At 68.9% G+C, this 21,162-nt stretch carries 22 protein-coding genes; 2 read left to right on the forward strand and 20 right to left on the reverse strand.

The features are described from left to right. Positions 1-11 precede the first annotated feature (11 nt). Genes purL through purS form a run of 9 tightly spaced genes read right to left on the reverse strand, consistent with a single transcriptional unit; the run spans position 12 to position 8,623 of the window. The gene (gene purL / locus ACAG25_RS11195; RefSeq protein WP_370488454.1) at positions 12-2,333 is read right to left on the reverse strand and encodes a phosphoribosylformylglycinamidine synthase subunit PurL; all 2,322 of its coding nucleotides are present in this window, start codon (positions 2,331-2,333) and stop codon (positions 12-14) included. Between the two features lie 32 nt (positions 2,334-2,365). Next, positions 2,366-2,707 (reverse strand): VOC family protein, encoded by a 342-nt coding sequence (locus ACAG25_RS11200; protein WP_370488456.1) that lies wholly within the window; start codon positions 2,705-2,707, stop codon positions 2,366-2,368. A gap of 14 nt (positions 2,708-2,721) precedes the next feature. Beyond that, positions 2,722-3,981, reverse strand: coding sequence for a M18 family aminopeptidase (locus ACAG25_RS11205; RefSeq protein ID WP_370488457.1), 1,260 nt, complete (start codon positions 3,979-3,981; stop codon positions 2,722-2,724). Between the two features lie 35 nt (positions 3,982-4,016). After that, the gene (locus ACAG25_RS11210; RefSeq protein ID WP_370488458.1) at positions 4,017-5,330 is read right to left on the reverse strand and encodes a hypothetical protein; all 1,314 of its coding nucleotides are present in this window, start codon (positions 5,328-5,330) and stop codon (positions 4,017-4,019) included. Beyond that, complete coding sequence (locus tag ACAG25_RS11215) at positions 5,327-6,058, reverse strand: hypothetical protein (protein WP_370488460.1); 732 nt, start codon at positions 6,056-6,058, stop codon at positions 5,327-5,329. The genes ACAG25_RS11210 and ACAG25_RS11215 overlap by 4 nt, the downstream gene beginning before the upstream one ends. Continuing rightward, complete coding sequence (locus ACAG25_RS11220; protein ID WP_370488462.1) at positions 6,055-7,383, reverse strand: hypothetical protein; 1,329 nt, start codon at positions 7,381-7,383, stop codon at positions 6,055-6,057. Before ACAG25_RS11220 ends, ACAG25_RS11215 begins: the two co-directional genes overlap by 4 nt. A 1-nt stretch (position 7,384) precedes the next feature. After that, positions 7,385-7,669, reverse strand: coding sequence for a hypothetical protein (locus ACAG25_RS11225; protein ID WP_370488464.1), 285 nt, complete (start codon positions 7,667-7,669; stop codon positions 7,385-7,387). 31 nt (positions 7,670-7,700) lie between these two features. Then, the gene (gene purQ, locus ACAG25_RS11230; RefSeq protein ID WP_370488466.1) at positions 7,701-8,375 is read right to left on the reverse strand and encodes a phosphoribosylformylglycinamidine synthase subunit PurQ; all 675 of its coding nucleotides are present in this window, start codon (positions 8,373-8,375) and stop codon (positions 7,701-7,703) included. Next, positions 8,372-8,623 (reverse strand): phosphoribosylformylglycinamidine synthase subunit PurS, encoded by a 252-nt coding sequence (gene purS, locus ACAG25_RS11235; protein WP_370488468.1) that lies wholly within the window; start codon positions 8,621-8,623, stop codon positions 8,372-8,374. The genes purQ and purS overlap by 4 nt, the downstream gene beginning before the upstream one ends. 31 nt (positions 8,624-8,654) lie before the next feature. Here purS and ACAG25_RS11240 point away from each other — a divergent pair, with 31 nt between their 5' ends. Continuing rightward, positions 8,655-9,308: an MBL fold metallo-hydrolase gene (locus ACAG25_RS11240; protein ID WP_370488469.1), complete on the forward strand. Its 654-nt coding sequence runs from the start codon at positions 8,655-8,657 to the stop codon at positions 9,306-9,308. Here the strand turns inward: ACAG25_RS11240 and ACAG25_RS11245 are convergent. From ACAG25_RS11245 to ACAG25_RS11270, 6 genes are all read right to left on the reverse strand, one after another. After that, positions 9,305-10,945, reverse strand: a complete 1,641-nt coding sequence (locus tag ACAG25_RS11245) for an FAD-binding dehydrogenase (RefSeq protein WP_370488471.1) — start codon at positions 10,943-10,945, stop codon at positions 9,305-9,307. The genes ACAG25_RS11240 and ACAG25_RS11245 overlap by 4 nt on opposite strands. A 25-nt stretch (positions 10,946-10,970) precedes the next feature. Continuing rightward, positions 10,971-11,648, reverse strand: coding sequence for a DUF2334 domain-containing protein (locus ACAG25_RS11250; RefSeq protein ID WP_370488472.1), 678 nt, complete (start codon positions 11,646-11,648; stop codon positions 10,971-10,973). A 66-nt stretch (positions 11,649-11,714) separates the two neighbouring features. After that, complete coding sequence (locus tag ACAG25_RS11255; protein ID WP_370488473.1) at positions 11,715-12,212, reverse strand: glutathione peroxidase; 498 nt, start codon at positions 12,210-12,212, stop codon at positions 11,715-11,717. A gap of 26 nt (positions 12,213-12,238) precedes the next feature. Continuing rightward, positions 12,239-12,790, reverse strand: coding sequence for a TetR/AcrR family transcriptional regulator (locus ACAG25_RS11260; RefSeq protein ID WP_370488475.1), 552 nt, complete (start codon positions 12,788-12,790; stop codon positions 12,239-12,241). A 4-nt stretch (positions 12,791-12,794) separates the two neighbouring features. Further along, on the reverse strand, positions 12,795-14,894 hold the full coding sequence (locus ACAG25_RS11265; RefSeq protein WP_370488476.1) for a S9 family peptidase: 2,100 nt from the start codon (positions 14,892-14,894) through the stop codon (positions 12,795-12,797). Continuing rightward, complete coding sequence (locus tag ACAG25_RS11270; RefSeq protein ID WP_370488478.1) at positions 14,891-15,796, reverse strand: phosphoribosylaminoimidazolesuccinocarboxamide synthase; 906 nt, start codon at positions 15,794-15,796, stop codon at positions 14,891-14,893. The genes ACAG25_RS11265 and ACAG25_RS11270 overlap by 4 nt, the downstream gene beginning before the upstream one ends. A gap of 40 nt (positions 15,797-15,836) precedes the next feature. Here ACAG25_RS11270 and ACAG25_RS11275 point away from each other — a divergent pair, with 40 nt between their 5' ends. Then, positions 15,837-16,472 (forward strand): hypothetical protein, encoded by a 636-nt coding sequence (locus ACAG25_RS11275; protein WP_370488479.1) that lies wholly within the window; start codon positions 15,837-15,839, stop codon positions 16,470-16,472. Positions 16,473-16,477: 5 nt separating this feature from the next. On the opposite strand, the gene ACAG25_RS11280 is transcribed toward ACAG25_RS11275, so the two are convergent. The 5 genes from ACAG25_RS11280 to purB are packed head-to-tail and all read right to left on the reverse strand — an operon-like array spanning position 16,478 to position 21,161. After that, positions 16,478-16,948, reverse strand: a complete 471-nt coding sequence (locus ACAG25_RS11280; protein ID WP_370488480.1) for a DinB family protein — start codon at positions 16,946-16,948, stop codon at positions 16,478-16,480. 13 nt (positions 16,949-16,961) lie between these two features. Continuing rightward, entirely contained in the window at positions 16,962-17,534 is a 573-nt protein-coding gene (locus ACAG25_RS11285; RefSeq protein WP_370488481.1) for a DUF1707 domain-containing protein, read from the reverse strand. Positions 17,535-17,545: 11 nt separating this feature from the next. After that, positions 17,546-18,580 (reverse strand): tellurite resistance/C4-dicarboxylate transporter family protein, encoded by a 1,035-nt coding sequence (locus ACAG25_RS11290; protein ID WP_370488482.1) that lies wholly within the window; start codon positions 18,578-18,580, stop codon positions 17,546-17,548. Next, positions 18,520-19,746: a cytochrome P450 gene (locus tag ACAG25_RS11295; RefSeq protein ID WP_370488484.1), complete on the reverse strand. Its 1,227-nt coding sequence runs from the start codon at positions 19,744-19,746 to the stop codon at positions 18,520-18,522. Before ACAG25_RS11295 ends, ACAG25_RS11290 begins: the two co-directional genes overlap by 61 nt. After that, positions 19,743-21,161, reverse strand: coding sequence for an adenylosuccinate lyase (purB, locus tag ACAG25_RS11300; protein ID WP_370488486.1), 1,419 nt, complete (start codon positions 21,159-21,161; stop codon positions 19,743-19,745). The genes ACAG25_RS11295 and purB overlap by 4 nt, the downstream gene beginning before the upstream one ends. Position 21,162: the final 1 nt, after the last annotated feature.

The following is a 21,162-nucleotide window of genomic DNA, read 5'->3' on the forward strand; positions in this document are numbered from 1 at the left end:
CACCCAGAGGTTCACCCGAACAACCCGGGAAGCACGCCCTCCGACGTGCGTCGCAACTCCTCCAACGTCACGGTGAACAGTCCCTGCACCTCGACGGTCGGCTGGGTCGGGTCCGCACCCGGGTCCACGACGCCGATCCGGGTGGCCGGCAGACTTCGCGCCTCGCACATCGCGAGGAAGCGACTCTCCTCGGTGCGCGGCACCGCGACCAGGACCCGGCCCGCCGACTCGCTGAACAGGAACACGAAGGGGCCGCCGTCGTTCTGGAAGTCCTCGGGAATGACGATGCGGCAACCGGTTTCGCCGGCGAGGGCGGCTTCCACGACAGCTTGGATGAGTCCGCCCTCGGACAGGTCGTGGCCGGCGGACACCAGGCCGTCCCGCGACGCCGCGGTGAGCACCTCGGCGAGGAGTTGCTCGCGCGCCAGGTCGACCTTCGGCGGCACCCCACCGAGGTGATCGGCGGTGACCTGCGCCCAGATCGAGCCGTCGAACTCGTCGTGGGTGTCGCCCAGCAGGATCAGGGATTCGCCCGGTTCGGTGCCCAGTGCGGGCGGGATGCGCCGTTTGACGTCGTCGATCACGCCGAGGACGCCGACCACCGGGGTGGGCAGGATCGCGGTGGCGCCGGTCTGGTTGTAGAAGCTGACGTTGCCGCCGGTCACCGGAATGCCCAGTGTCGCAGCGCCGTCGGCGAGGCCGCGGACGGCCTGGGCGAATTGCCACATCACCCCGGGATCCTCGGGGGATCCGAAGTTCAGGCAGTTGGTCACCGCGATCGGGGTGGCGCCGGTGACGGCGACGTTGCGGTAGGCCTCGGCGAGCGCGAGTTGGGCACCGGTGTACGGGTCGAGCGCCGTGTAGCGGCCGGACGCGTCGGTGGAGATGGCGATGCCGCGTCCCGTCTCCTCGTCGACGCGCAGCACGCCGCCGTCGGCGTGTTCGGCCAGCACGGTGTTGCCGCGGACGTAGCGGTCGTACTGCTCGGTGATGAACGCGCGGCTGCACAGATGCGGGCTGCCCAACAGCTTCAGCAGCGTCTCGCGAAGCTCCTCCGGGGTCGACGGCCGCGGCAGCCGCGCGGAGGTGTCGGCGTTGAGCGCGTCCTGGGTCTCGGGGCGTTGTACGGGACGTTCGTAGACCGGACCTTCGTGGGCGACGGTGCGCGGCGGGACGTCGACGACGGTCTCGCCGTGCCAGGTGATTTCGAGGCGGCCGGTGTCGGTGACCTCGCCGATGACGGTGGCCAGCACATCCCATTTGCGGCAGACCGCCAAGAACGCGTCCACGTTCTCGGGTGTGACGACCGCGCACATACGTTCCTGCGATTCGCTCGACAGGATCTCCGCGGGGGTCATGTTGGCTGCGCGCAGAGGCACCGCGTCCAGCTCGACGCGCATGCCGCCGTCACCGGCTGACGCCAATTCCGAGGTGGCGCAGGACAATCCGGCACCACCGAGGTCCTGGATGCCGACCACCAGACCGCTGGAGTAGAGCTCGAGGCAGCACTCGATGAGTACCTTCTCGGTGAACGGGTCACCCACCTGCACGCTGGGCAGTTTCTTGCGGCCCGATGATCCGCCCTCGTCGCCCCCGAACGTCTCCGACGCCAGCACCGACACCCCGCCGATACCGTCGAGACCGGTACGGGCCCCGAACAGGATGATCTTGTTGCCGACGCCCGAAGCGAACGCCAGGTGCAGGTCTTCCTTGCGCAGCACGCCGACGCACAGCGCGTTGACCAACGGGTTGCCGGCGTAGGAGGCGTCGAAGACGGTCTCGCCGCCGATGTTGGGCAGGCCGAGCGAGTTGCCGTAGCCGCCGATGCCGCGCACCACGCCGTCGAGAACGCGGCGGGTGTCGGGGGCGTCGGCGGGGCCGAACCGCAGCTGGTCCATCACCGCGACGGGACGCGCACCCATGGCCATGATGTCGCGCACGATGCCGCCGACGCCGGTCGCCGCGCCCTGGTAGGGCTCGATGTAGGACGGATGGTTGTGGGACTCGACCTTGAAGGTCGCGGCCCACCCGTCACCGATGTCGACGACGCCCGCGTTCTCGCCGATACCGGCGAGCATCGCTTCCCGCATCTTCGGGGTGGTGGTCTCGCCGAAGTAGCGCAGGTGCACCTTCGAGGACTTGTAGGAGCAGTGCTCGCTCCACATCACCGAGTACATGGCCAACTCGGCGTCGGTGGGCCGACGGCCCAGGATCTCGCGGATCCGCTCGTACTCGTCGTCTTTGAGGCCGAGCTCTCGATAGGGCTGAGGCTGGTCGGGCGTGGCCGCCGCTCGTTCGACGGTGTCTACCTGATTGCTGAGCCCTGATGTCACGGCGTCAGTTTAGCCAGGATGTTCGGTGCGACTCAGGCCACACAGAACGCATTGCCCTCCGGGTCGGCCAGCACCACCCATTCGAACTCGGGTCCGAAGTCGTGCCGACCGGTCTCCTGCGCGCCCAGACCGACCAGCCGCGCCACCTCGGCCTCGCGGTCGGCGGCGTGGAAGTCCAGGTGCACCTTGTTCTTGCCGGGAGTCGGATCGGGCACGCGCTGGAACCCCAGGTTGGGTCCGCCGTCGCGGACGATCATCACGAAATCGCCTGGGGCCACGGCATTCAGCTCACCGCCGACGGCGTCGGCCCACCATTGCGCCAGCCGGTCGGGATCCGTGCAGTCGAAGGTCACCATCTCGATTGCGAGCGTCATGACCGAACTGTAGGTCAGCCGGGCGACAGGAATGCGTGCAATGCGGCCGAATACTGCGCGACGTCGTGCGCGCCCATCACTTCGCGCGCCGAGTGCATCGCCAGTTGCGCCGCACCGACGTCGACGGTGGGAATGCCGGTCCGCGCCGCGGTCATCGGGCCGATGGTCGACCCGCAGGGCAGGTCCGCCCGGTGTTCGTAGCGTTGCAGCGGCACCCCGGCCTGTTGGCACGCCAGCGCGAAGGCCGCCGCCGTGCGCCCGTCGGTGGCGTACCGCAGGTTGGGCTGCACTTTGAGCACCGGACCGGCGTTGACCTCGATCAGGTGGCCGGGTTCGTGGCGTTCCGGGTAGTTCGGGTGGGTCGCGTGGGCCATGTCCCCGGAGGCGACCATGGAGTCCGAGAGGCGCCGCAGGAAGTCCTGGCGGTCGCCGCCGGCGGCCAGCGTGATGCGTTCGAGCACGGTCAGGAGCAGGTCGGACTGGGCGCCGTGGTCGGACTGCGACCCGACCTCCTCGTGGTCGAACAGCACCAGCACCGGCAGCTGCGACGTAGCCGACGCCGCCAGGAAGGCCTCCAGGCCGGCGTAGCAGGTGGCCTGGTTGTCCAGGCGTGGCGCGCTGACCAGCTCGTTGTCGGCGCCGGCCAGCCGCGACGGGTTGATGTCGTGGGTCATCAGGTCGAAACCGAGCAGCGCGTCGACGTCGACGCCGGCGCGCTCGGCGACGTACCCGAGGAACGATCGGCTACCGCTGTCGACGCCCCACACCGCGTTGACGTGGCGCTGGGGGTTCAACTCGACACCCTTGCGGTCCTCGGCGAGGTGGATGGCCAGCTGCGGGACCCGCAGGATCGGGTCGTCGATGCGCACCAATACGTGCTCGACCTGTGCGCCGCGGCGCACCGACAGCCGTCCGCTGATGCCGAGGTCGCGGTCCAGCCACGAGTTCAGCCACGCCCCGCCGTAGGGCTGCAGCGCGACCACCTGCCATCCGGAGACGAACCGGTCGGGGTGCTGTTTGACGCGCAGGTTCGGGCTGTCGGTGTGGGCGCCGACGATCCGAAAAGGCACGGCACGCGCGTCCCCACCGCCACGCCAGGCAATCAGGGAGCCGGCCCGCACCACGAAATGGTCACCGGGTTCGGGCCAGGGATCGGCTTCCGACAGCTCGGTGAACCCGGCCGCGCGCAACCGCTCGGCTGTGGTGGCGACGGCATGGAACGGTGAGGGCGACGCGTCGATGAACTCGCAGAGCTTTTGCGCGGTGGCCGTCATGGTTCTCCATCATGGCCGATCGTTTCGCGCTCGCGTCAGTCCGGGGACGCCAAACCCGACAGGGTGTCACCGGTGCGCTGCACCAGGACGGTGTGGACGCGCCAGAGTTCGGTGACCAGGTCCGCGGAGGCGGGCAGGGTCCACAACTCCTCGCAGGTCGTGAGGTCGACGCCGCGGGCGAGGATCCCATCTGCGCGCACGACGGCCACGTCACCGTCGGAGCCGACGTAGTCGAACCCGAGGCGGCCGTCGGTGCAGGTCGACCCCGCGTCACCGGTGCGCAGGTCGAACTGCTGCCAGTCGCGATTGACGGGATCCTGGGCGACGTAGAGCCGCGGGCCGATCAGCCGCACGTGTGGTGACGAGTCCGTGCGCGGCAGTTCGAGGATCTGCCGTCCGTCGGCGTCGAGGACGCGGTGGTCCGTGGCCGTCCTGACCACCGGTAGATCGAGAGAGCGGGTCTCCAGGCCTTCGGCCGGAATCGGTTCGCCGCGTGGGGTTCCCGCCGCGTCGAAGAGCGCCACGTGGTCTCCGGCGCCGTCGGCGTATCCGTACCCGAAGCCGCCCGGGTAGACGATGGCACGGCGCAGGCGCGCCTGCGCAGGCAGCGCAGGCTCGACCACGGCGCCGTCGTCCAGGGAGAACACCACATCGGCACCCGCGCCGGCGCCTTGTACCGCGAGCGGCGCGCGGGTGGTGTCGTGGTCCCAGGACGCGAACTGGGCGGGCAGGATCCCGTCCCCGGGGACGAACCAGGTGGGTTCCGCACGTGATCCCACGCCGTGGACGCCGCGTCCTTCGACGGTCGCGACCACGCGGTCGCCGATCGGTTCGAGCTGCGGTTCGCCCTGGGCGTAAGCGACTTTCACCTCGGTCGGTCCCTCGTAGCTGATCGACTCGGCATCGGTGTCGACCACCCACGCGGTCCCGGGTGTTGCCGGGTCGCGCTCCTGGCGAACGCAGAGCACGTTCGGCGGGCCGTTGAGGTAGCAGTTGAAGGCAGCGGCATTCGCACTCGTCCCGAGGCGTACGGGGTCGAATGTCGGCTCGCCGTTCGTAACGTCGAGACCGACCAACCACCACTCGGTCGCGGCGATGCCGAGGAAGACGCCACGGTCGCCGATGTTGCCGATCGGTTTGACCGCCGTCCCGGGCGGCAGGCCGAGGTCGGCGACGGTCGTGGTCCAGTCGGGTACCGGTTGTTTCCGCAGCGGGCCGGTCAGAAGGGTCTGCTCCGGCAGGGCGGGCGCCGCAGCGTCCGCCGGTTCCTGCTCTCCGCGGGTGCATCCGGCCAGAAAGAGCAACGGCAGCAGGGCCGACGCGAGGGCGCGACGTGCGACCGCTCTCATGTCATGGCCTCCAGTCGTCGGGCGGCCCGGGAGTCGGTCAGTTCGTCGCGGTGCTCGGGGTGTTGCCAGTAGAACCGCACGAACTCCCGCGCGGCGCGGCCTCCAGGTGTGTACCAGTCCGAAGCCCATGTCCGGGTATGGCCGTCGGCGGTGGTCAGGTAGGTCGCGCCGGAGGTCTGGAACCAGTTACTCTGCGCGGACCGATCGGACACGTCGGTCAGCTCGTCCCAGCGGCGAGCGGCGCGGAAGTACGCGTCGGCGACGTCGACGCCCTCGGCGCTCAGACGCACATAGCCCATCCCGCCCTGACGGATCATGCGGATCAGGCTCGGCACCCCGATCACCGCGCCGATGATGCCGACCAGCGGAAGCCACGTCCGGTCTGCGGCGACGCCCGGAAGGCCGGCGACGCCGAAGAGACCGCCGACCCCGTACACCAGCAACGCGGCGAACGCAGCGAGCGCCCCGGTCATCGAGAGCCTGTCGACCAGGATTCCGGGACGCAATTCCGTTGCCCCGTCGACGATTTGGATGCGCGGCGCGACCTTGCCCAGGGTGACGACGATCCGCAGGACCAGCACCGCGATCGCGAAGACTGCGAATCCCAGGACGACCAGCATCGACGGCCAACGGCCCTGCGCTGCGAGCTCGAATGTCCAGTACAGGGAGAACGCGGCCAAGCTGCCGAACAGAACGCCGACCAAGGCCAGTGAGCTCGTCGGACTCATTTCGGGCAGAGCACCTCTCCCACCACCGTGCCGACGTAGCCGAAGACCCAGGAGCCTGCCACGCCGCCACCGAACGCACCGACGGGTCCGGCCGCGAGGCCACCCAGTCCGCCGCCCGCGATTCCGCCGACGGTGCTGTAGACCCCGGAGACGCCGGCGATGCAGGCCTCGCGGAGGGTCTCCGCGGAGACCATGTTGTAGGCCATCGTGGCCAGTCCCATCGCCGGGCCGCCCCACTTGGCGCCCGCCTTCACCTTGTCCAGTTCCGATGCGGTGAGTCCGGGGATGCCTTGTCCGGCTTGGGTTTGCAGTCCGGACAAGGCGCCCCCGGCCAGTGTCGGGAGCGGGTCGGTGAAGAACTCGTCGGGCAGCGCACTTTCGCGGCCGTCGGCGGTGATACAGCTGCCGGTGCGCACCCCGTCGGCCGTCTCGGTCATGGTGATCGTGGGACCGTCCCGCCAGCTCACCCGGGTCCTCAGACCGCCGTCCTCCAGCGGTTCGGTGAAGGTCTCCGAGATCCAGTTGTTGTGTTTGTCGGAGTGCAGGACGCGGGTGGTCCCGGGCGGATAGACCTGCTGGCTGGGCAGGCCCTGGTCGATGTATTCGGTGGCGACGTGCGTACTGCCGTCCATCATCGTGTAGGTCGTGACCCGGTTGCCGTCCCGGTCCTCGCTTTCGGTGATCTCGCGAACCGTCGTGGCCATGTCCTCGGCGCGGGCGATCTCTTGGAACTTCTCGCCGTCGGCGGTGTCCGGGCTGGGGACGTCGTCGACCGGCGCCGGACCGGGATCGTCGAGACCGACGAGATCCCGGTTGATCCCTTCCTCGGCGACGCTGACCATCAGCTTCATCGAGGTGGTGACGTCGGCCTGGTCGACGGCGACGACGAGGGGGTTCAGTTCGGCCTGTGCCTCCTTGGCCATGACCTCCAGTTCGGCTGCACGCTGTGCGGACATCCCTGCCGGGTCGATCAGCACGACCCACTGGTCGGTGACGTTGAGCGGCCCGCTGTCGATCTCGTCGGCCTTGGCCAGCGCGGCGGCGCGGGCCCGGCCGATGGTCGATGCACCGTCGGACAGAGCGGCAGCCACCGCCTCGGCGTAGTTCTTGAACGCCGACGACCTGTCGGTGGCGCGGCGGAACATGTCTGCGGCCGCGCTGTGCGCGGCACCCTGCCATGCCTGTGCCTGCGGCATCCGGTCGACCTGATCGTCGAGGTTGCGGACGGCCTGGTAGACGGTGGCGCCGGCGGATCGGATCGCAGCCGCCGCGGGCTCCAGCGACTCCGGGTTCCAGCCGCGCAATCGGCTGCGGGTGGGCAGCACGTCAGAACAGCTTCGTGAACTGGCCCGCCAGGCTCTCGTCGGTCACCTCATAGCGGTCACCGGCACCGCGGACGGCGACGCCCATCGCCGAGATGTCGCTGATCAGGTCGGCTGCGATGGTGCCCAGCCGGTTCCCGACGTGCCGGGTCGCCCATTGCGTCGAGGAGCCGGGCAGACCGTCGGCCGCCGTACCCGCGGTGGCTCCGACGTCGAGACCACTCAGCGAAGCGGCGGCGGACTGCACTTCTGCGGCGAATGCGCGCAACAAATCCGGGTCGACCAGCACAGGAAAAAACGTAGCAGCGACCGCGGAGGGGTCAGGACACCAAAACGGCGTCGAGCGCGGAGTAGAAGATGCCCAGCCCGTCATCCGAGGGCCCGGTCAGGGCTTCGGTGGCGTGCTCGGGGTGTGGCATCAGGCCCACCACGCGGCCGTCGGCCGAGCTAATCCCGGCGATGGCGCGCATCGAACCGTTGAGGTTCTCGCGGTAGCGGAACACCACGCGGCCCTCGCCTTCGAGTTCGTCGAGTACCTGCTCGCTCGCGACGTAGCGACCCTCGCCGGATTTCAGCGGGATCAGCAGGTCGGCGCCCTGCTCGTACCGGCTCGTCCACGCGGTGGTGTTCGAGGCCACTTCGAGCCAGGTGTCGCGGCAGATGAAGTGCAGGCCGACGTTGCGGGTCAGCGCGCCGGGCAGCAGTCCCGCCTCGCAGAGCACCTGGAAACCGTTGCAGATGCCGAGCACCGGCATCCCGCGGCGGGCAGCGGTGATCACCTCGCCCATCACCGGGGCGAACTTCGCGATGGCGCCGGCGCGCAGGTAGTCGCCGTAGGAGAAGCCGCCGGGCACGATCACCGCGTCCACACTCTTGAGATCGGCGTCGGCGTGCCACAGGCTGACCGCCTCACCGCCGGCCAGCCGCACGGCGCGCGCGGCGTCGACGTCGTCGAGTGTTCCCGGGAATGTGATGACCCCCACCCGTGCGCTCATGCGTTGCCCCCGGCCGGCTCCCGGGTGATGGTCCAGTCCTCGATCACCGTGTTCGCCAGCAGCGACTCGGCGATCTCGGCGAGCTTGTCGTCGTCGATGTCTCCGTCGATCTGCAACTCAAACCGCTTGCCCTGCCGGACATCTGAGATTCCGTCGAAACCGAGGCGCTGGAGCGCGCCGACGATGGCCTGGCCCTGCGGGTCCAGAATCTCGGCTTTCGGCATGACGTGTACCACCACTGTTGCCACGGAGACACTCTACCTGCGCGACAATGCCCCCATGCAGCTCACTCACTTCGGCCATTCCTGCCTGCTGGCGAGCTTCCCCACCGATTCGGGGCCTGACACGACGGTGCTGTTCGATCCCGGGACGTTCAGCCACGGCTTCGAGGGCATCACCGGGCTGGCGGCCATCCTGGTCACCCACCAGCACCCCGACCACGCCGACCCGCAGCGTCTGCCCGCGCTGGTGGAGGCCAACCCGCAGGCCGCGCTCTACGCCGACCCGCAGACCGCCGCACAGCTGGGCGCTCCGTGGCAGGCCGTGCACGTCGGCGATGAGCTGTCTATCGGCCACCTCAGGATCCGCGGCGCCGGTGGCCGCCACGCGGTCATCCATCCCGAGCTCCCCGAGATCGACAACATCTCCTATCTCGTCGGCGACGACGAGCATCCGGCCAAGCTGATGCATCCCGGTGACGCGTTGTTCGTGCCGGGCGAACCGGTGGACGTGCTGGCCACCCCGGCGGCCGCGCCGTGGCTGAAGATCTCCGAAGCGGTCGACTACCTGCGCGCGGTCGGTCCGACGCACGCGGTGCCGATCCACCAGGGCATCATCGCCGAGGCGGCCCGGCCGATCTTCTACGGGCGGCTGACCGAGATGACCGACACCGACTTCCAGGTCCTGACCCCGGAGTCCGCGACCGGTTTCTAACCGACGTCACGCGCTGCGGCGCGGCCGGCCGCACGTCCGGAGAACACGCAGCCGCCCAGGAACGTGCCCTCCAGGGAGCGGTATCCGTGCAGCCCTCCCCCACCGAAGCCGGCGGCCTCACCGGCCGCGTACAACCCGGGCAGCGCCGAACCGTCGGCCCGCAACGCCCGGGAGTCGAGGTCGGTCTCCAGCCCGCCCAACGATTTTCGGGTCAGGATGTGCAGTTTGACCGCGATCATCGGTCCGGCTTTGGGGTCGGTGAGCCGATGGGGCGCGACCACCCGGCTGATCCGGTCGGGCAGGTAGTTGCGGGCGCCACGGATGGCGGTGATCTGACTGTCCTTGGTGAAGCGGTTGGCGACCTCGCGGTCGCGCGCGGTCACCTCGGCCTCGACGGCGTCGTAGTCCAGGGCTTCGGTGTCGGGGACGGCGTTCATGGCGGTCACCAGGTCGCGCAGGTTGGCGGCGGTGACGAAGTCGACCCCTTTGTCGACGAATGCGTGCACCGGTGCGGGACCGTTGCGGGCCCGGTCCAGCACTGCGCGCACGCTGCGTCCGGTCAGGTCCGGGTTCTGTTCCTGGCCCGACAGCCCGAATTCCTTGTCGATGATCCGTTTGTTCAGCACGAACCACGTGTAGTCGTGCCCGGTCGCGGCGATGTACTCCAGCGTGCCGAGCGTGTCGAAGCCCGGATAGAGCGGGGCGGGCAGCCTTTTCCCGGTGGCGTCGAGCCACAGCGACGACGGGCCGGGCAGGATCCGGATGCCGTGGCGCGGCCAGATCGGGTCGTAGTTGGTGATGCCTTCGGTGTAGTGCCACATCCGGTCGCTGTTGATGACGTGAGCGCCCGCGGCCTCGGAGATGCCCAGCATCCGTCCGTCGACGTGGGCGGGTACGCCGCTGAGCAGCTGCTCGGGGACGCGTCCCATGCGGGGCGGCCAGTTCTTGCGGACCAGGTCGTGGTTTCCGCCGATGCCGCCGCTGGCGACGATCACCGCCTGCGCGCGGAACTCGAAGTCGCCGACCGGTTCCCGGGATGACGCGACGCCGCGCGCGGCGGTGCTGGGTTCCAGGACCGTGCCGCGCACCCCGACGACGGCGCCGTCTTCGACGATGAGTTCGTCGACGCGGTGGCGGTGGGCGAACCGGACGCCGGCGCGACTGGCGAGACGGCGCGCGAAGATGTCGACCAGGGCGGGGCCGGTGCCCCAGGTGATGTGGAAGCGGGGCACCGAGTTGCCGTGTCCGCGCGCGTCGTAACCGCCGCGCTCGGCCCAGCCGACCAGCGCGAAGGTCTGCAGTCCGCGGTCGCGCAGCCACTGCCGCTTCTCCCCCGCGGCGAAGTCGACATAGGCGTGTGCCCACTGGCGCGGCCAGTGGTCCTCCTCGCGGTCGAACCCGGCAGTACCCAGCCAGTCCTGCAGCGCGAGCTCATGACTGTCGCGGATGCCGAGGCGCCGCTGCTCGGGACTGTCGACGAAGAACAGCCCGCCGAAGGACCAGAAGGCCTGGCCGCCGATGTTCGCGGCGTTCTCCTGGTCGACGATCAGGACGCGGCGACCCCGGTCGGCAAGCTCGCACGCGGCCACCAGACCCGCCAGACCGGCACCGACCACGATGACATCAGCATCTGCCATTCCGCCAATCTAGCGACGCAGACGCTTACGCGGCGTCAGTCAGCGCAGGTCTCTCCCGCCACCGATACACGGCGGGCACGCAGCCGTGCATCAAGGCGAGATCGACCGCGTCCAGCATCGCCTGCCGGGGTCCCGGGCGGCGCAGATGTCGTGCGGCCACCGCGACGCGCACGACACCGTGCCGCCTCGCAGTGCGTTCGGCGGCCAACACGAGCGTGCGACACCACCAGGGCTCGGCCAGGAAACCCTCACCGATACCGAGAACTCTGCCCCGCACCACGTCTTTCCGCACCAGGTCGACGATTTCGTGCAGATTGGCCGAGATTCGGAATCCGTTGCGACGCAATGCGGTCGCGGTCCCCTCGGAGCTGTTCCACTTGGGCCCCGCGAACAGACGGGTGCGCAGGCCCAGATGATCGAGCATCCGGTCGGCGGCCGTCAGGCGCAGGTTGGCTTCGTGAGCCGGCAATGTCGCGGCGTCCTCGAAGCCGTGCAACACGATCGCGTCGCCGTCGCGACGGCGACCGGTCAACCAGTCGACGGTCTGCGGGTCCGCGTCGAGTCGATGGCCGGTTTTCGTGCGGGTCTTCACCAGCAGCGACGCGGGGACCCCGCGCGCGGCCAGCTGCGCGTGGAAGGCGATGACGTCGTCGAGGGTGCGCTGCCGAATTCCGGAGATCGAGACGATCAATTGTCCTGCCACACCAGCAGTGTCACAGCCGTAGGTGTCGCCGAGGTGGCCGAGACGGCGACGCCGGGTGTACAGCTGCTAGCGGGACAGAACGTCCTCGATGGCCGAGATGACCTCGGGCGCGTCGGGTTCGGTGCGCGGACGGAACCGCTTGACGACGCGGCCGTCGGGTGCGATCAGGAACTTCTCGAAGTTCCACTGGATGTCGCCGGCCTCCCCGCTGTCGTCGGTGGCCTCGGTGAGCTTCGCGTAGAGGGGATGCCGGTCGGCGCCGTTGACATCGGTCTTGGCCAGCAGCGGGAACGTCACCCCGTAGGTGGTCGAGCAGAATGTCTGGATCTCCTCGGCCGTGCCGGGTTCCTGGCCCATGAACTGGTTGCACGGGACCCCGATCACGGTCAGTCCGCGGTCGCCGTACTCTTTCGCCAGTTTCTCCAGTCCGGTGTACTGCGGTGTGAGACCGCATTTGGAGGCCACGTTGACCACCAGCGCAGCGCCGCCGGCGAGTTCGGCGAGCGTCGTGGACCTGCCGTCGAGAGTGGTCAGCGGAATGTCGGTGAGTGCGGTGTCGGTCATGGCACCGAACGTACCCTCCGGCATGCTCAGCTGAACAGCATCCGCGCCACGCGTTGAGCGGTGGCCACCGGATCGTCGCCGACGGCGACGACGTCGTTGAGGTGCAGCATCACGAACCCGTGGACCAGTGACCACGCGGCCAGACCGGCGGCCCGCGGGTCTTCCCGCGCGCGTGGATCGTCCAGGGTCTCGACGCCGGCGGCCAGTTCGGTGCCAGCCGCGTCGCGGGCGGCCCGCAGTTCGGGGTCCGTCGGATCGACCAGGGAGCGGTCGAACATCACTGCGTAGTGTCCGGGATTGTCGGTGGCGAACCGCACGTACGCCAGTGCGGCGTCGAGGAATTCGGGACGAGACCCGGACAGCGCGTCTGCCAGCATCCGCCAGCCCTGCGCGGCGAGCGCGGTGAACAGGCCACGACGGTCGGTGAAGTGGTGGGCGGGCGCGGCGTGCGAGACCCCGGCAGCGCGGGCCAGTTCGCGCAGCGAGACACCGTCGGCTCCGCGTTCGGCCACCAGGACCGCGGCGTGGCTGAGGATCGTGGCTCTCAGATCGCCGTGGTGGTAGGTGGTCTTGACCATCGGCCTAGCCGGAATCGCCGTCGGCTTTGGCCACATGCAGGAGCCACGCGTACTGGAACGCGGTTTCCTTCCACCGCTCGTAGCGGCCGCTGATGCCGCCGTGGCCGGCGTTCATCTCGGTCTTGAGGAGTACATCGGCGCCATCTCCCTGGACATGCCGCAGTGCGGCAACCCATTTCGCGGGCTCCACGTAGTAGACGCGGGTGTCGTTGAGCGACGTCATCGCCAGGATCGCCGGATAGTCCTTGGCTTCGACGTTCTCGTACGGCGAGTAGGACTTCATGTACCGGTAGACCTCGGGGTCCTCCAGCGGGTTACCCCATTCGTCCCATTCGGTGACCGTCAACGGCAGCGACGGATCGAGGATCGTGGTCAACGGATCGACGAACGGGACCGCGGCCAGCACACCGGCGAACAGTTCCGGCGCCATGTTGGCCACCGCGCCGACCAGCAGGCCACCGGCACTGCCGCCGTAGGCGACGAGCCTGTCCGGCCGGGTGATCCCGGCGTCGACGAGGTGGCGTCCGACGGCGATGAAGTCGGTGAACGTGTTGCGCTTCTCCAGTAGCTTGCCGTGTTCGTACCAGGGCCGGCCGAGTTCCCCGCCGCCCCGCACGTGGGCGACGGCGAACACCATGCCGCGATCGAGCAGCGAGAGCCGCGCGATCGAGAACCGCGGATCCTCGCACGACTCGTAGGCGCCGTACCCGTAGAGCAGAGTTGCGGCCGGCGTGGCGACACCGGCGCGATGCACGATCGAGATCGGCACGCGTGCACCGTCTTCGGCGATCGCCCAGTCGCGGCGCTCCACGTAGTCCTGCGGGCGGTAGTCCCCCAGCACCGGTTGCTCGCGCAGCAGTGTGCGTTCCCCGGTGGCCAGGTCCAGATCGTAGATGCGCACCGGCGTGACGAACGACGTCGCGCCGATTCGTAGTTTCGGGGCACTCCAGTTCGGGTTGGCCGACAGCCCCACCGACATCAGTTCGGAGTCGAACGTGATCGGTTGCATCGTCCCGTACCCGTCGCCGTCCACCGGCCACAGCGCGATCCGCGGCAGCGCCTCGCTGCGGTAACTGACCACCAGGTGGCCGTCGAACGCGTCGACCGAATCGAGGCGGACGTCGTCGCGGTGTTCGATCAGCGTCCGGTGCGCGGTGGGATCGTCGACCGGGGCCTCGACCAGGGTGAAGTTCTCGGCGCCGTCGTTGTGCAGGATCAGGAACCGGTCCTCGCCGCCGACGACGGCGTGGTCGACGGAGTATTCGACGGAATCGCGGCGTTCCCAGATGGTCTGGAACCCGGCGGCGGGGTCGTCGGCTGGTCCGTAGCGGAGCTCGGAGGTGACGGCGCTGCCGGCGGCGATGACGATGTATTTGTTGCTGCGGGTGCGGCCGACGCCGACCCAGAAGCGTTCGTCGGGTTCGTGGTAGACGCGTTCGTCGGGTTCCTGGGAGCCCAGGCGGTGCCGCCAGACGGTGTCGGGACGCCATGCGTCGTCGACGGTGACGTAGTAGACGGTCGCGTTGTCGGCCGCCCAGGTGACCCCGGCGCCGATCCCGGCGATCTCGTCGGGGTAACGCTCTCCGGTGCGTAGGTCTTTGAAGCGCAACGTATAGCGTTCGTCGCCTCTGACGTCCACCGAGTAGGCCAGCGTATTGCCGTCGATGCTGACTCCGGCCGCGCCGAGGGCGAAGAAGTCATGGCCCTCGGCTTCGATGTTCTCGTCGAGCAGGACCTGTTCGCCGGGGATCTCGGTGTCCTCGTCGAACTCCGGGGGTGTCCAGTCGTCGGGGTCGTCGACGGGGCAACGGCATTGCACGCCGTACTGTTTGCCGGCGAAGCTGCGTCCGTAGTACCACCAGTCTCCCCGCCGGGTGGGCACCGACAGGTCGGTCTCCTTGGTGCGGGCTTTGATCTCGTCGAAGATCTTCTGCCGCAAAGGCGCAAGGTTGGCGGTCCGGTGTTCGGTGTAGGCGTTCTCCGCCTCGAGGTGGGCCACCACATCCGGGTCGGTCTTGTCGCGCAGCCACTCGTAGTGGTCGACGAAGACGTCTCCGTGGTGTTCGCGACGGTGTTCGACGCGGCGGGCGACGGGGGCTTTCACGCGGGGGCTCCGATCCAGTCGTCGAACCGTCGGCCCGAAATACGTTCGTAGGCTTCGATGTAGCGTGCTCTGGTGGCATCGACGATGTCGGGCGGCAGCGGTGGTGGGGGTTGGTCGCCGGTGCGGTCCCAGCCGGACTCCGGGCCGGTCAGCCAGTTGCGCACGAACTGTTTGTCGAAGCTGTTCTGCACGGCGCCCTCGGTGTAGTCGTCGGCGCGCCAGTAGCGCGACGAATCGGGGGTGAACACCTCGTCGGCGAGGGTCAGCTCTCCGCGGGAGTCGACACCGAACTCGAACTTGGTGTCCGCGACGATGATCCCCTTGGTCAGTGCGTGTTCGGCGCCGGCGCTGTAGATCTGCAGCGTGCGTGCGCGCAGCTGCTCGGCCCGGTCGGCGCCGATAAGGTCCACGACGTCGGCATAACTGATGTTGACGTCGTGGTCGCCCAGGTCGGCCTTCGTCGCCGGCGTGAACAGCGGTTCGGCGAACCTGCTGGCTTCGACCAGGCCGGCAGGTAGTTCGATGCCGCACACGCTGCCGGTCTTCTGATAGTCGAGGAGTCCGGATCCGGTGAGGTAGCCGCGGGCGACGGCCTCCACGGGCAGCATGTCGAGTTCTTCGACCACCAGGGCCCGGCCCAGCACCTCGGTGGGGATGCGCTCGTCGTCCGGTGGCCCGGCCAGATGGTTCGCCGCACCCGCTGTTTCACGCAGGAAGTCGAAGAAGAACACGCTCATCGCGGTCAGGATGCGGCCCTTGTCCGGGATCTCGGAGTCGAGGATGTGGTCGTAGGCCGAGATCCGGTCGGTGGCGACGAACAACAGGTGCCTGTCGTCGATGCGGTAGAGCTCTCGAACCTTGCCGCTGGCCAGATGCTCGTAGTCGGACAGATCGGGGCGCATTCGGCCAGCCTATCGGGCGCTCTGTGCTGGGATCGAAGCCATGACGTCGAGGTATGTTCCCTACGCCGGCACGCCGGGCCGCCTGCTGGCGCAGCTGACCGCCGACATCCTCATCGCGATCTGGGTGGCGGTGTGGGTGTCGGTCGGGGTGGCCGTGCACGCCGCGGTGACCATGATCGCCGAGGTGGGCCGCCAGTTGAACGACGGCGCCACCGGCGTCTCCGAGAACCTGGATTCGGCAGGTAACCGTGCCGACAGCGTGCCGCTGATCGGCGATTCGATCGCCGGACCGCTGCGCGCGGCCAGCGAGGCGGCGCTGGACATCGCCGGCGCCGGGCACAGCCTGGACAGCACGGCGAGCTGGCTGGCCTGGGTGCTGGCCCTGGCAGTCGCCGCACCGCCGATCATGCTGGTCGGCATGCCGTGGGTGGTGCTGCGGCTGCGGTTCGCGCGCCGCAAGTGGACCGCTGTCACGCTGGCGTCGACGCAGGCCGGTGAGCAACTGTTGGCGCTGCGTGCGCTGGCGAACCGCCCGTTGCCGAAGCTCGCCGCGATCAGCCCCGATCCGGTGGGTGCCTGGCGCGAGCAGGATCGCGTCGCGATCCGTGGGCTGGCTGCTCTCGAACTCCGCTCGGCCGGCATCCGGGCGGCCAACCTCCGGACGGCACCGCACTGACCCTCTCAGCGACCGACGGCGCCGTCGATCTGCTCGCGGAGGATGTCGAGGTGACCGGCGTGCCGCGCCGTTTCCTCGATCATGTGCGTCAGTGCCCACCGCATCGACGGACGCGTGCCGGCACGGGCCGGGCGGGCGCACGGTGCCGTGAGGTCCTCGCAGGCGGCGATCACCGTATTGGCCCGGTCGACGGCGTCGCGGTAGTCGGCGATCACGGACTCGACGGTCTGGTGCGCGGCGGCGTGAAAGGTGGCGGGCCAGTCGGCGTCCTCGCCGAGGAACATGAACCGCTCCACGTGGGCGAGGTGGTTCACCAAACCCAGGCAGTTCGTCCCGGAGGGGACGCCGGCAGCGCGGACGGCGGGTTCGGGAGCACCGTCGAGCTTGGCCACCACCGATTGCCGCAGATAGTCGAGAAAGCCGACCAGCACCTCTTTCTCGGAGCCGTCCACGCGCGGCGGTGCAGTGTCGCCCATACCTGCCTTCCCGTTACTTGAGCAGCCGCTTGAGCGACGTGCCGAACGGATGGCGGGCGGTCAGCGACCCGAACCGCACCTTCCCGCTGACCACGACGTGCAGTCGGCGCGACGGCGGGCTGGTCGGCACCTTGACCGACGTGGACGATCCGATGTTGGCGACGCCGTTGAGGTCGGCGGTCGCGCCGTCGGGCAGGATGAGTTCGGTGGAGCTCAGGTAGTCGTCGATGTCGATGTAGACCACCGGACCGGGCAGCACCGCGGAGCTGAAATCCAGTGTCGTCGAGCACATCCGCGTCACCAACCGCAGCCTGGCCGGCACCGTCCATCCCCCCTTGCGGGAGATGCCCGACATCCAGCTCTTCAGCACCTCGGGTGGGGCGGGTGCGGCGTCGCGACGGACATGCGGAAGGTCGGCGATCACGCGGTCCAGCTCGCTGCGGGTTCTGGCGGCCAACACGACGTCGACCCGCTGGGTGTATTCGTCCAGGGTCAGCATGCCCTGGCCCACCGCATGCTCGAGGATCGTCGTCACTGCGGCGCGGTCGGCATCGGACGCGCGCCAGTCGGGAGCTCCGGGATCCATCGCGGTCCAGCCTAACCGTGCTGTCCACCCGTCCGCTGGACCGTCAGCGATCTCGCGGCCGCGGCCAGCCCACCCGCGGTGACGCCCAGCCACGTCAGCATCGCCACCCAGCAGACCACCAACGACACGGTGATCAAGGCAGGCCAACCGGTTTCGTCGACGATCCCGTGAGTGGCCACCGCATACATGCCGAGCGGGAACACCATGGCCCACCAGACGCCCGCGAACCGCAGGACATGCGGTCGCCGCAGGTACCTCAGCGCGAAGTAGAGCAGCGGGGTGATCCATACGGTGGCACCCAGCCACGCCGCCGCGGCGCCCCAGCGCGTCACCTCGGCGAGCCATCCATCGTCGAGCAGCCGGTGGAGGTGATGACCGGCCAGGGCCGCGATCGCCAACCCGCCCATCAGGATCCAGGCGTCGGGCTCGAACCCGTCGGGGTCCAGACGGGCCAGCACGGCGCGCCGGAGAATCAGTCCCGTCATCACGGCGTAGATCACCAGGGCTGACGCCCACAGCAGCGCGGCCACACCCAGCAACGGGCGCCAACCGGTGAACGCCGCCAGTTGGGTCAGCACGATGGCCAGCCCCGAGGTGCCCACGCTCGGCAGCTCCCACGCTCCTCGGGACCTTTCGATCCAGTCCGACCACCGCTGCGCGGCGATCGCCCGCACGGTCGCGACACCCAGGAAAATCCACACGACCATCGCCAGCACGGCGAGCGTCCACAGCGCACCGGGGATGTCGGCCAACCGGGTGTCCAGTACCGCGCAGGCGGCCACGAAGGTGAACAGCTTGATCGGAACGTCGGGATCACGCAGATCCAATGGCTCACGGCGCCAACGGATCACCCCGGTCACCGCCAGCACCGGCAGCGCCACCACGGCCAGCACCGCCAGCACCGTGCTGACCGTCCAGTAGCCGTGTTGGCCCATCGCGATGGACACGATGCCCGTCGCCATAACCGCTGCGAACGCATCGGGCTTCACGAGTCGAATTCCACCACCAGGTGCCGGATCCCGGTGTGCCGGTTGCTGCGGGTCCATTCCACCGGTGCGGCCGGGGTGACCGAGGAATACCTGCCGAGCACTTCCTCGAAGATCACCCGCAGCTCGAGACGAGCCAGGTTGGCCCCCAGGCAGTAGTGCACGCCCTGACCGAATCCCAGGTGCGGGTTGGGTTTCCGCGTGATGTCGAAGCGGTCCGCGTCGGCGAACACGGCGGCGTCTCGGTTGGCCGAGCCCTCCCACACCAGCACCTTCTGACCCGGCTCGACTTGGTGACCGCCCAGCGTCGCGGGACGGGTGACGGTACGTCGCTTGGACGGCGACGGCGAGGTCCAGCGCACCATCTCCTCGATCGCGGTCGGTAGGAGCGACGGGTCCTCGCGCAGTGCCCGGTAGGCATCGGGGTTCTCGACCAACGCCAGCAGTCCCCCGGCAATGGCATTGCGGGTGGTCTCCGCCCCGGCGCTGAACAGCAGGTTGAAGAACAGGTAGCTTTCGAGGTCGGTCAGCGTGGGATCGACGGAGTTCACCACGACCGAGAGCATGTCGTCGGTGGGTCGAGCGCGTTTGGCCGCGATCAATTCCTGGCCGTAGGCGAACATCCGGGAGCCGGCTTCCTCCACCGACAGGCGGGTAATCGACGCCTTGCGGGAGCCGCCGAAGTCGAAGCTGGGTTCGATGGCCTCGAAGATCCAGTGTCGCTCGGACTCGGGAACTCCGAGCAGGATGCAGATCATCTGCATCGGGACCTCGGCGGCGATGTCGGTGACGAAGTCGAACGGGGACCCGGGCTCGACGTCGTCGAGCAGACGGCGCGCCCGCGCGCGGAGGTCGTCCTCGACCCGGGTGATCATCCGCGGGGTCAGTCCGGAGCTGATGAGGCGGCGCACCTCGGCGTGGCGCGGGTCGTCCATCATGTTCAGCAGCTGCCCCGCGATCGGCAGATCCTGCAGCAGTGTGCCTCCGAACGGCCGATCGCCGCCGGTCACCGACGAGTAGGTCTGCGGATCACGCAGAACCGCAAGGGTTTCGGCGTGGGTGGCGACCGACCAGAATCCTTCGCCGTCGGGGGTGTTCTCGGTGGGCCCGTGCCAGTACACCGGTGCTAGCTCCCGGTGTACGGCAAAGAGGTCATGCGGGAAGCCGTCGGCGAAGTTGTCCAGATCGGTGAAATCGATCTGGGCGAGATCGCCGGGCGCGGTCACAGGATTGCGCCGGAGGTGTATTTCGCGGCTTCGGGATGCCGGGCGACCACCGCGTCTACGGCTGCGACCACGCGGTCCACCTGGTCACCGGCTGCGCCGCTGAAGACCTGCCTATCGGCCAACGCTGCGTCGAGCGCCGGACGGTCCAGGGGCAGCCGCGGATCACGAGCAAGCCGGTCGAGCAGGTCGGGTTCGGCGCCCTTCTCCCGCATGTCCAGGGCGACGGCCACGGCGTGTTCCTTGATGACCTCGTGGGCGGTCTCGCGGCCGACACCGGCACGGACCGCCGCGATCAGGATGCGGGTGGTCGCCAGGAACGGCAGGTAGCGGTCGAGTTCACGCTGGATCACCGCGGGATACGCACCGAACTCGTCGAGGACGGTCAGGAACGTCTCGCTCTGCCCGTCGAGGGCGAAGAACGCATCGGGCAGCGCGACGCGTCGCACCACCGAACAGAACACGTCACCCTCGTTCCATTGCGCGCCGGCGAGTTCGGCGGCCATCGAGGCGTATCCGCGCAGCACCACCTGCAGGCCGTTGACGCGTTCACAGCTGCGGGTGTTCATCTTGTGCGGCATGGCCGACGAACCGACCTGGCCGGGAGCGAAACCTTCGGTAACCAGTTCGTGGCCGGCCATCAGCCGGATGGTGTGCGCCAACGAGGACGGTCCGGCACCGAGCTGGACCAGCGCCGAAACGACGTCGTGGTCCAGCGAACGGGGGTAGACCTGGCCGACACTGGTGAACATCTCGGCGAAGCCCAGGAACTGGGCCACGCGGCGTTCCAGATCGGCGAGGCGTTCGGTGTCACCGTCGAACAGGTCGAGCATGTCCTGCGCGGTGCCCATCGGGCCTTTGATGCCGCGCAGCGGGTAGCGGGCGATCAGCTCGTCGACCCGGGTGATCGCCACCAGCAGTTCTTCGGCCGCGGACGCGAATCGCTTACCGAGCGTGGTCGCCTGCGCGGCGACGTTGTGACTGCGACCTGCCATCACCACGTCGCGGTACAGCACCGCCCGTTCGGCCAACCGGGCCAGCACCGCGACGCTGTGGTCGCGCACCAGTTCCAGTGACCGGCGGATCTGCAGCTGCTCGACGTTCTCGGTGAGGTCGCGGCTGGTCATGCCCTTGTGCACGTGCTCGTGCCCGGCCAGGGCATTGAACTCCTCGATCCGGGCTTTGACGTCGTGGCGCAGGACCCGTTCGCGCGCGGCGATGGACGCCAGGTCGACGGTGTCCAGCACGGCCTCGTAGTCGGCGACCACGCCGGCGGGCACGTCCACGCCCAGCTCTGCCTGGGCTTTCAGCACCGCCAGCCACAGCCGTCGCTCGGCCACGATCTTGGCCTCCGGCGACCAGATCGCCACCATCTCTTCACTGGCGTAGCGGTTGGCCAGCACGTTCGGGATGCTCACG

The organism is Mycobacterium sp. pV006 (assembly GCF_041287115.1).
Taxonomy (GTDB): Bacteria; Actinomycetota; Actinomycetes; order Mycobacteriales; family Mycobacteriaceae; genus Mycobacterium.

Coding starts and splice junctions, on each gene's coding strand:
- ACAG25_RS11205 (WP_370488457.1), bottom strand. CDS start 3,981: ATGACGGCCACCGCGCAAAAGCTCTGCGAGTTCATCGACGCGTCGCCC.
- ACAG25_RS11280 (WP_370488480.1), bottom strand. CDS start 16,948: ATGGGCGACACTGCACCGCCGCGCGTGGACGGCTCCGAGAAAGAGGTG.
- ACAG25_RS11270 (WP_370488478.1), bottom strand. CDS start 15,796: ATGCGCCCCGATCTGTCCGACTACGAGCATCTGGCCAGCGGCAAGGTT.
- ACAG25_RS11290 (WP_370488482.1), bottom strand. CDS start 18,580: ATGGACCCGCAGCAACCGGCACACCGGGATCCGGCACCTGGTGGTGGA.
- purQ (WP_370488466.1), bottom strand. CDS start 8,375: ATGAGCGCACGGGTGGGGGTCATCACATTCCCGGGAACACTCGACGAC.
- ACAG25_RS11200 (WP_370488456.1), bottom strand. CDS start 2,707: ATGACGCTCGCAATCGAGATGGTGACCTTCGACTGCACGGATCCCGAC.
- ACAG25_RS11275 (WP_370488479.1), top strand. CDS start 15,837: ATGACGTCGAGGTATGTTCCCTACGCCGGCACGCCGGGCCGCCTGCTG.
- ACAG25_RS11285 (WP_370488481.1), bottom strand. CDS start 17,534: ATGGATCCCGGAGCTCCCGACTGGCGCGCGTCCGATGCCGACCGCGCC.
- ACAG25_RS11210 (WP_370488458.1), bottom strand. CDS start 5,330: ATGAGAGCGGTCGCACGTCGCGCCCTCGCGTCGGCCCTGCTGCCGTTG.
- ACAG25_RS11245 (WP_370488471.1), bottom strand. CDS start 10,945: ATGGCAGATGCTGATGTCATCGTGGTCGGTGCCGGTCTGGCGGGTCTG.
- ACAG25_RS11240 (WP_370488469.1), top strand. CDS start 8,655: ATGCAGCTCACTCACTTCGGCCATTCCTGCCTGCTGGCGAGCTTCCCC.
- ACAG25_RS11215 (WP_370488460.1), bottom strand. CDS start 6,058: ATGAGTCCGACGAGCTCACTGGCCTTGGTCGGCGTTCTGTTCGGCAGC.
- ACAG25_RS11255 (WP_370488473.1), bottom strand. CDS start 12,212: ATGACCGACACCGCACTCACCGACATTCCGCTGACCACTCTCGACGGC.
- ACAG25_RS11260 (WP_370488475.1), bottom strand. CDS start 12,790: ATGGTCAAGACCACCTACCACCACGGCGATCTGAGAGCCACGATCCTC.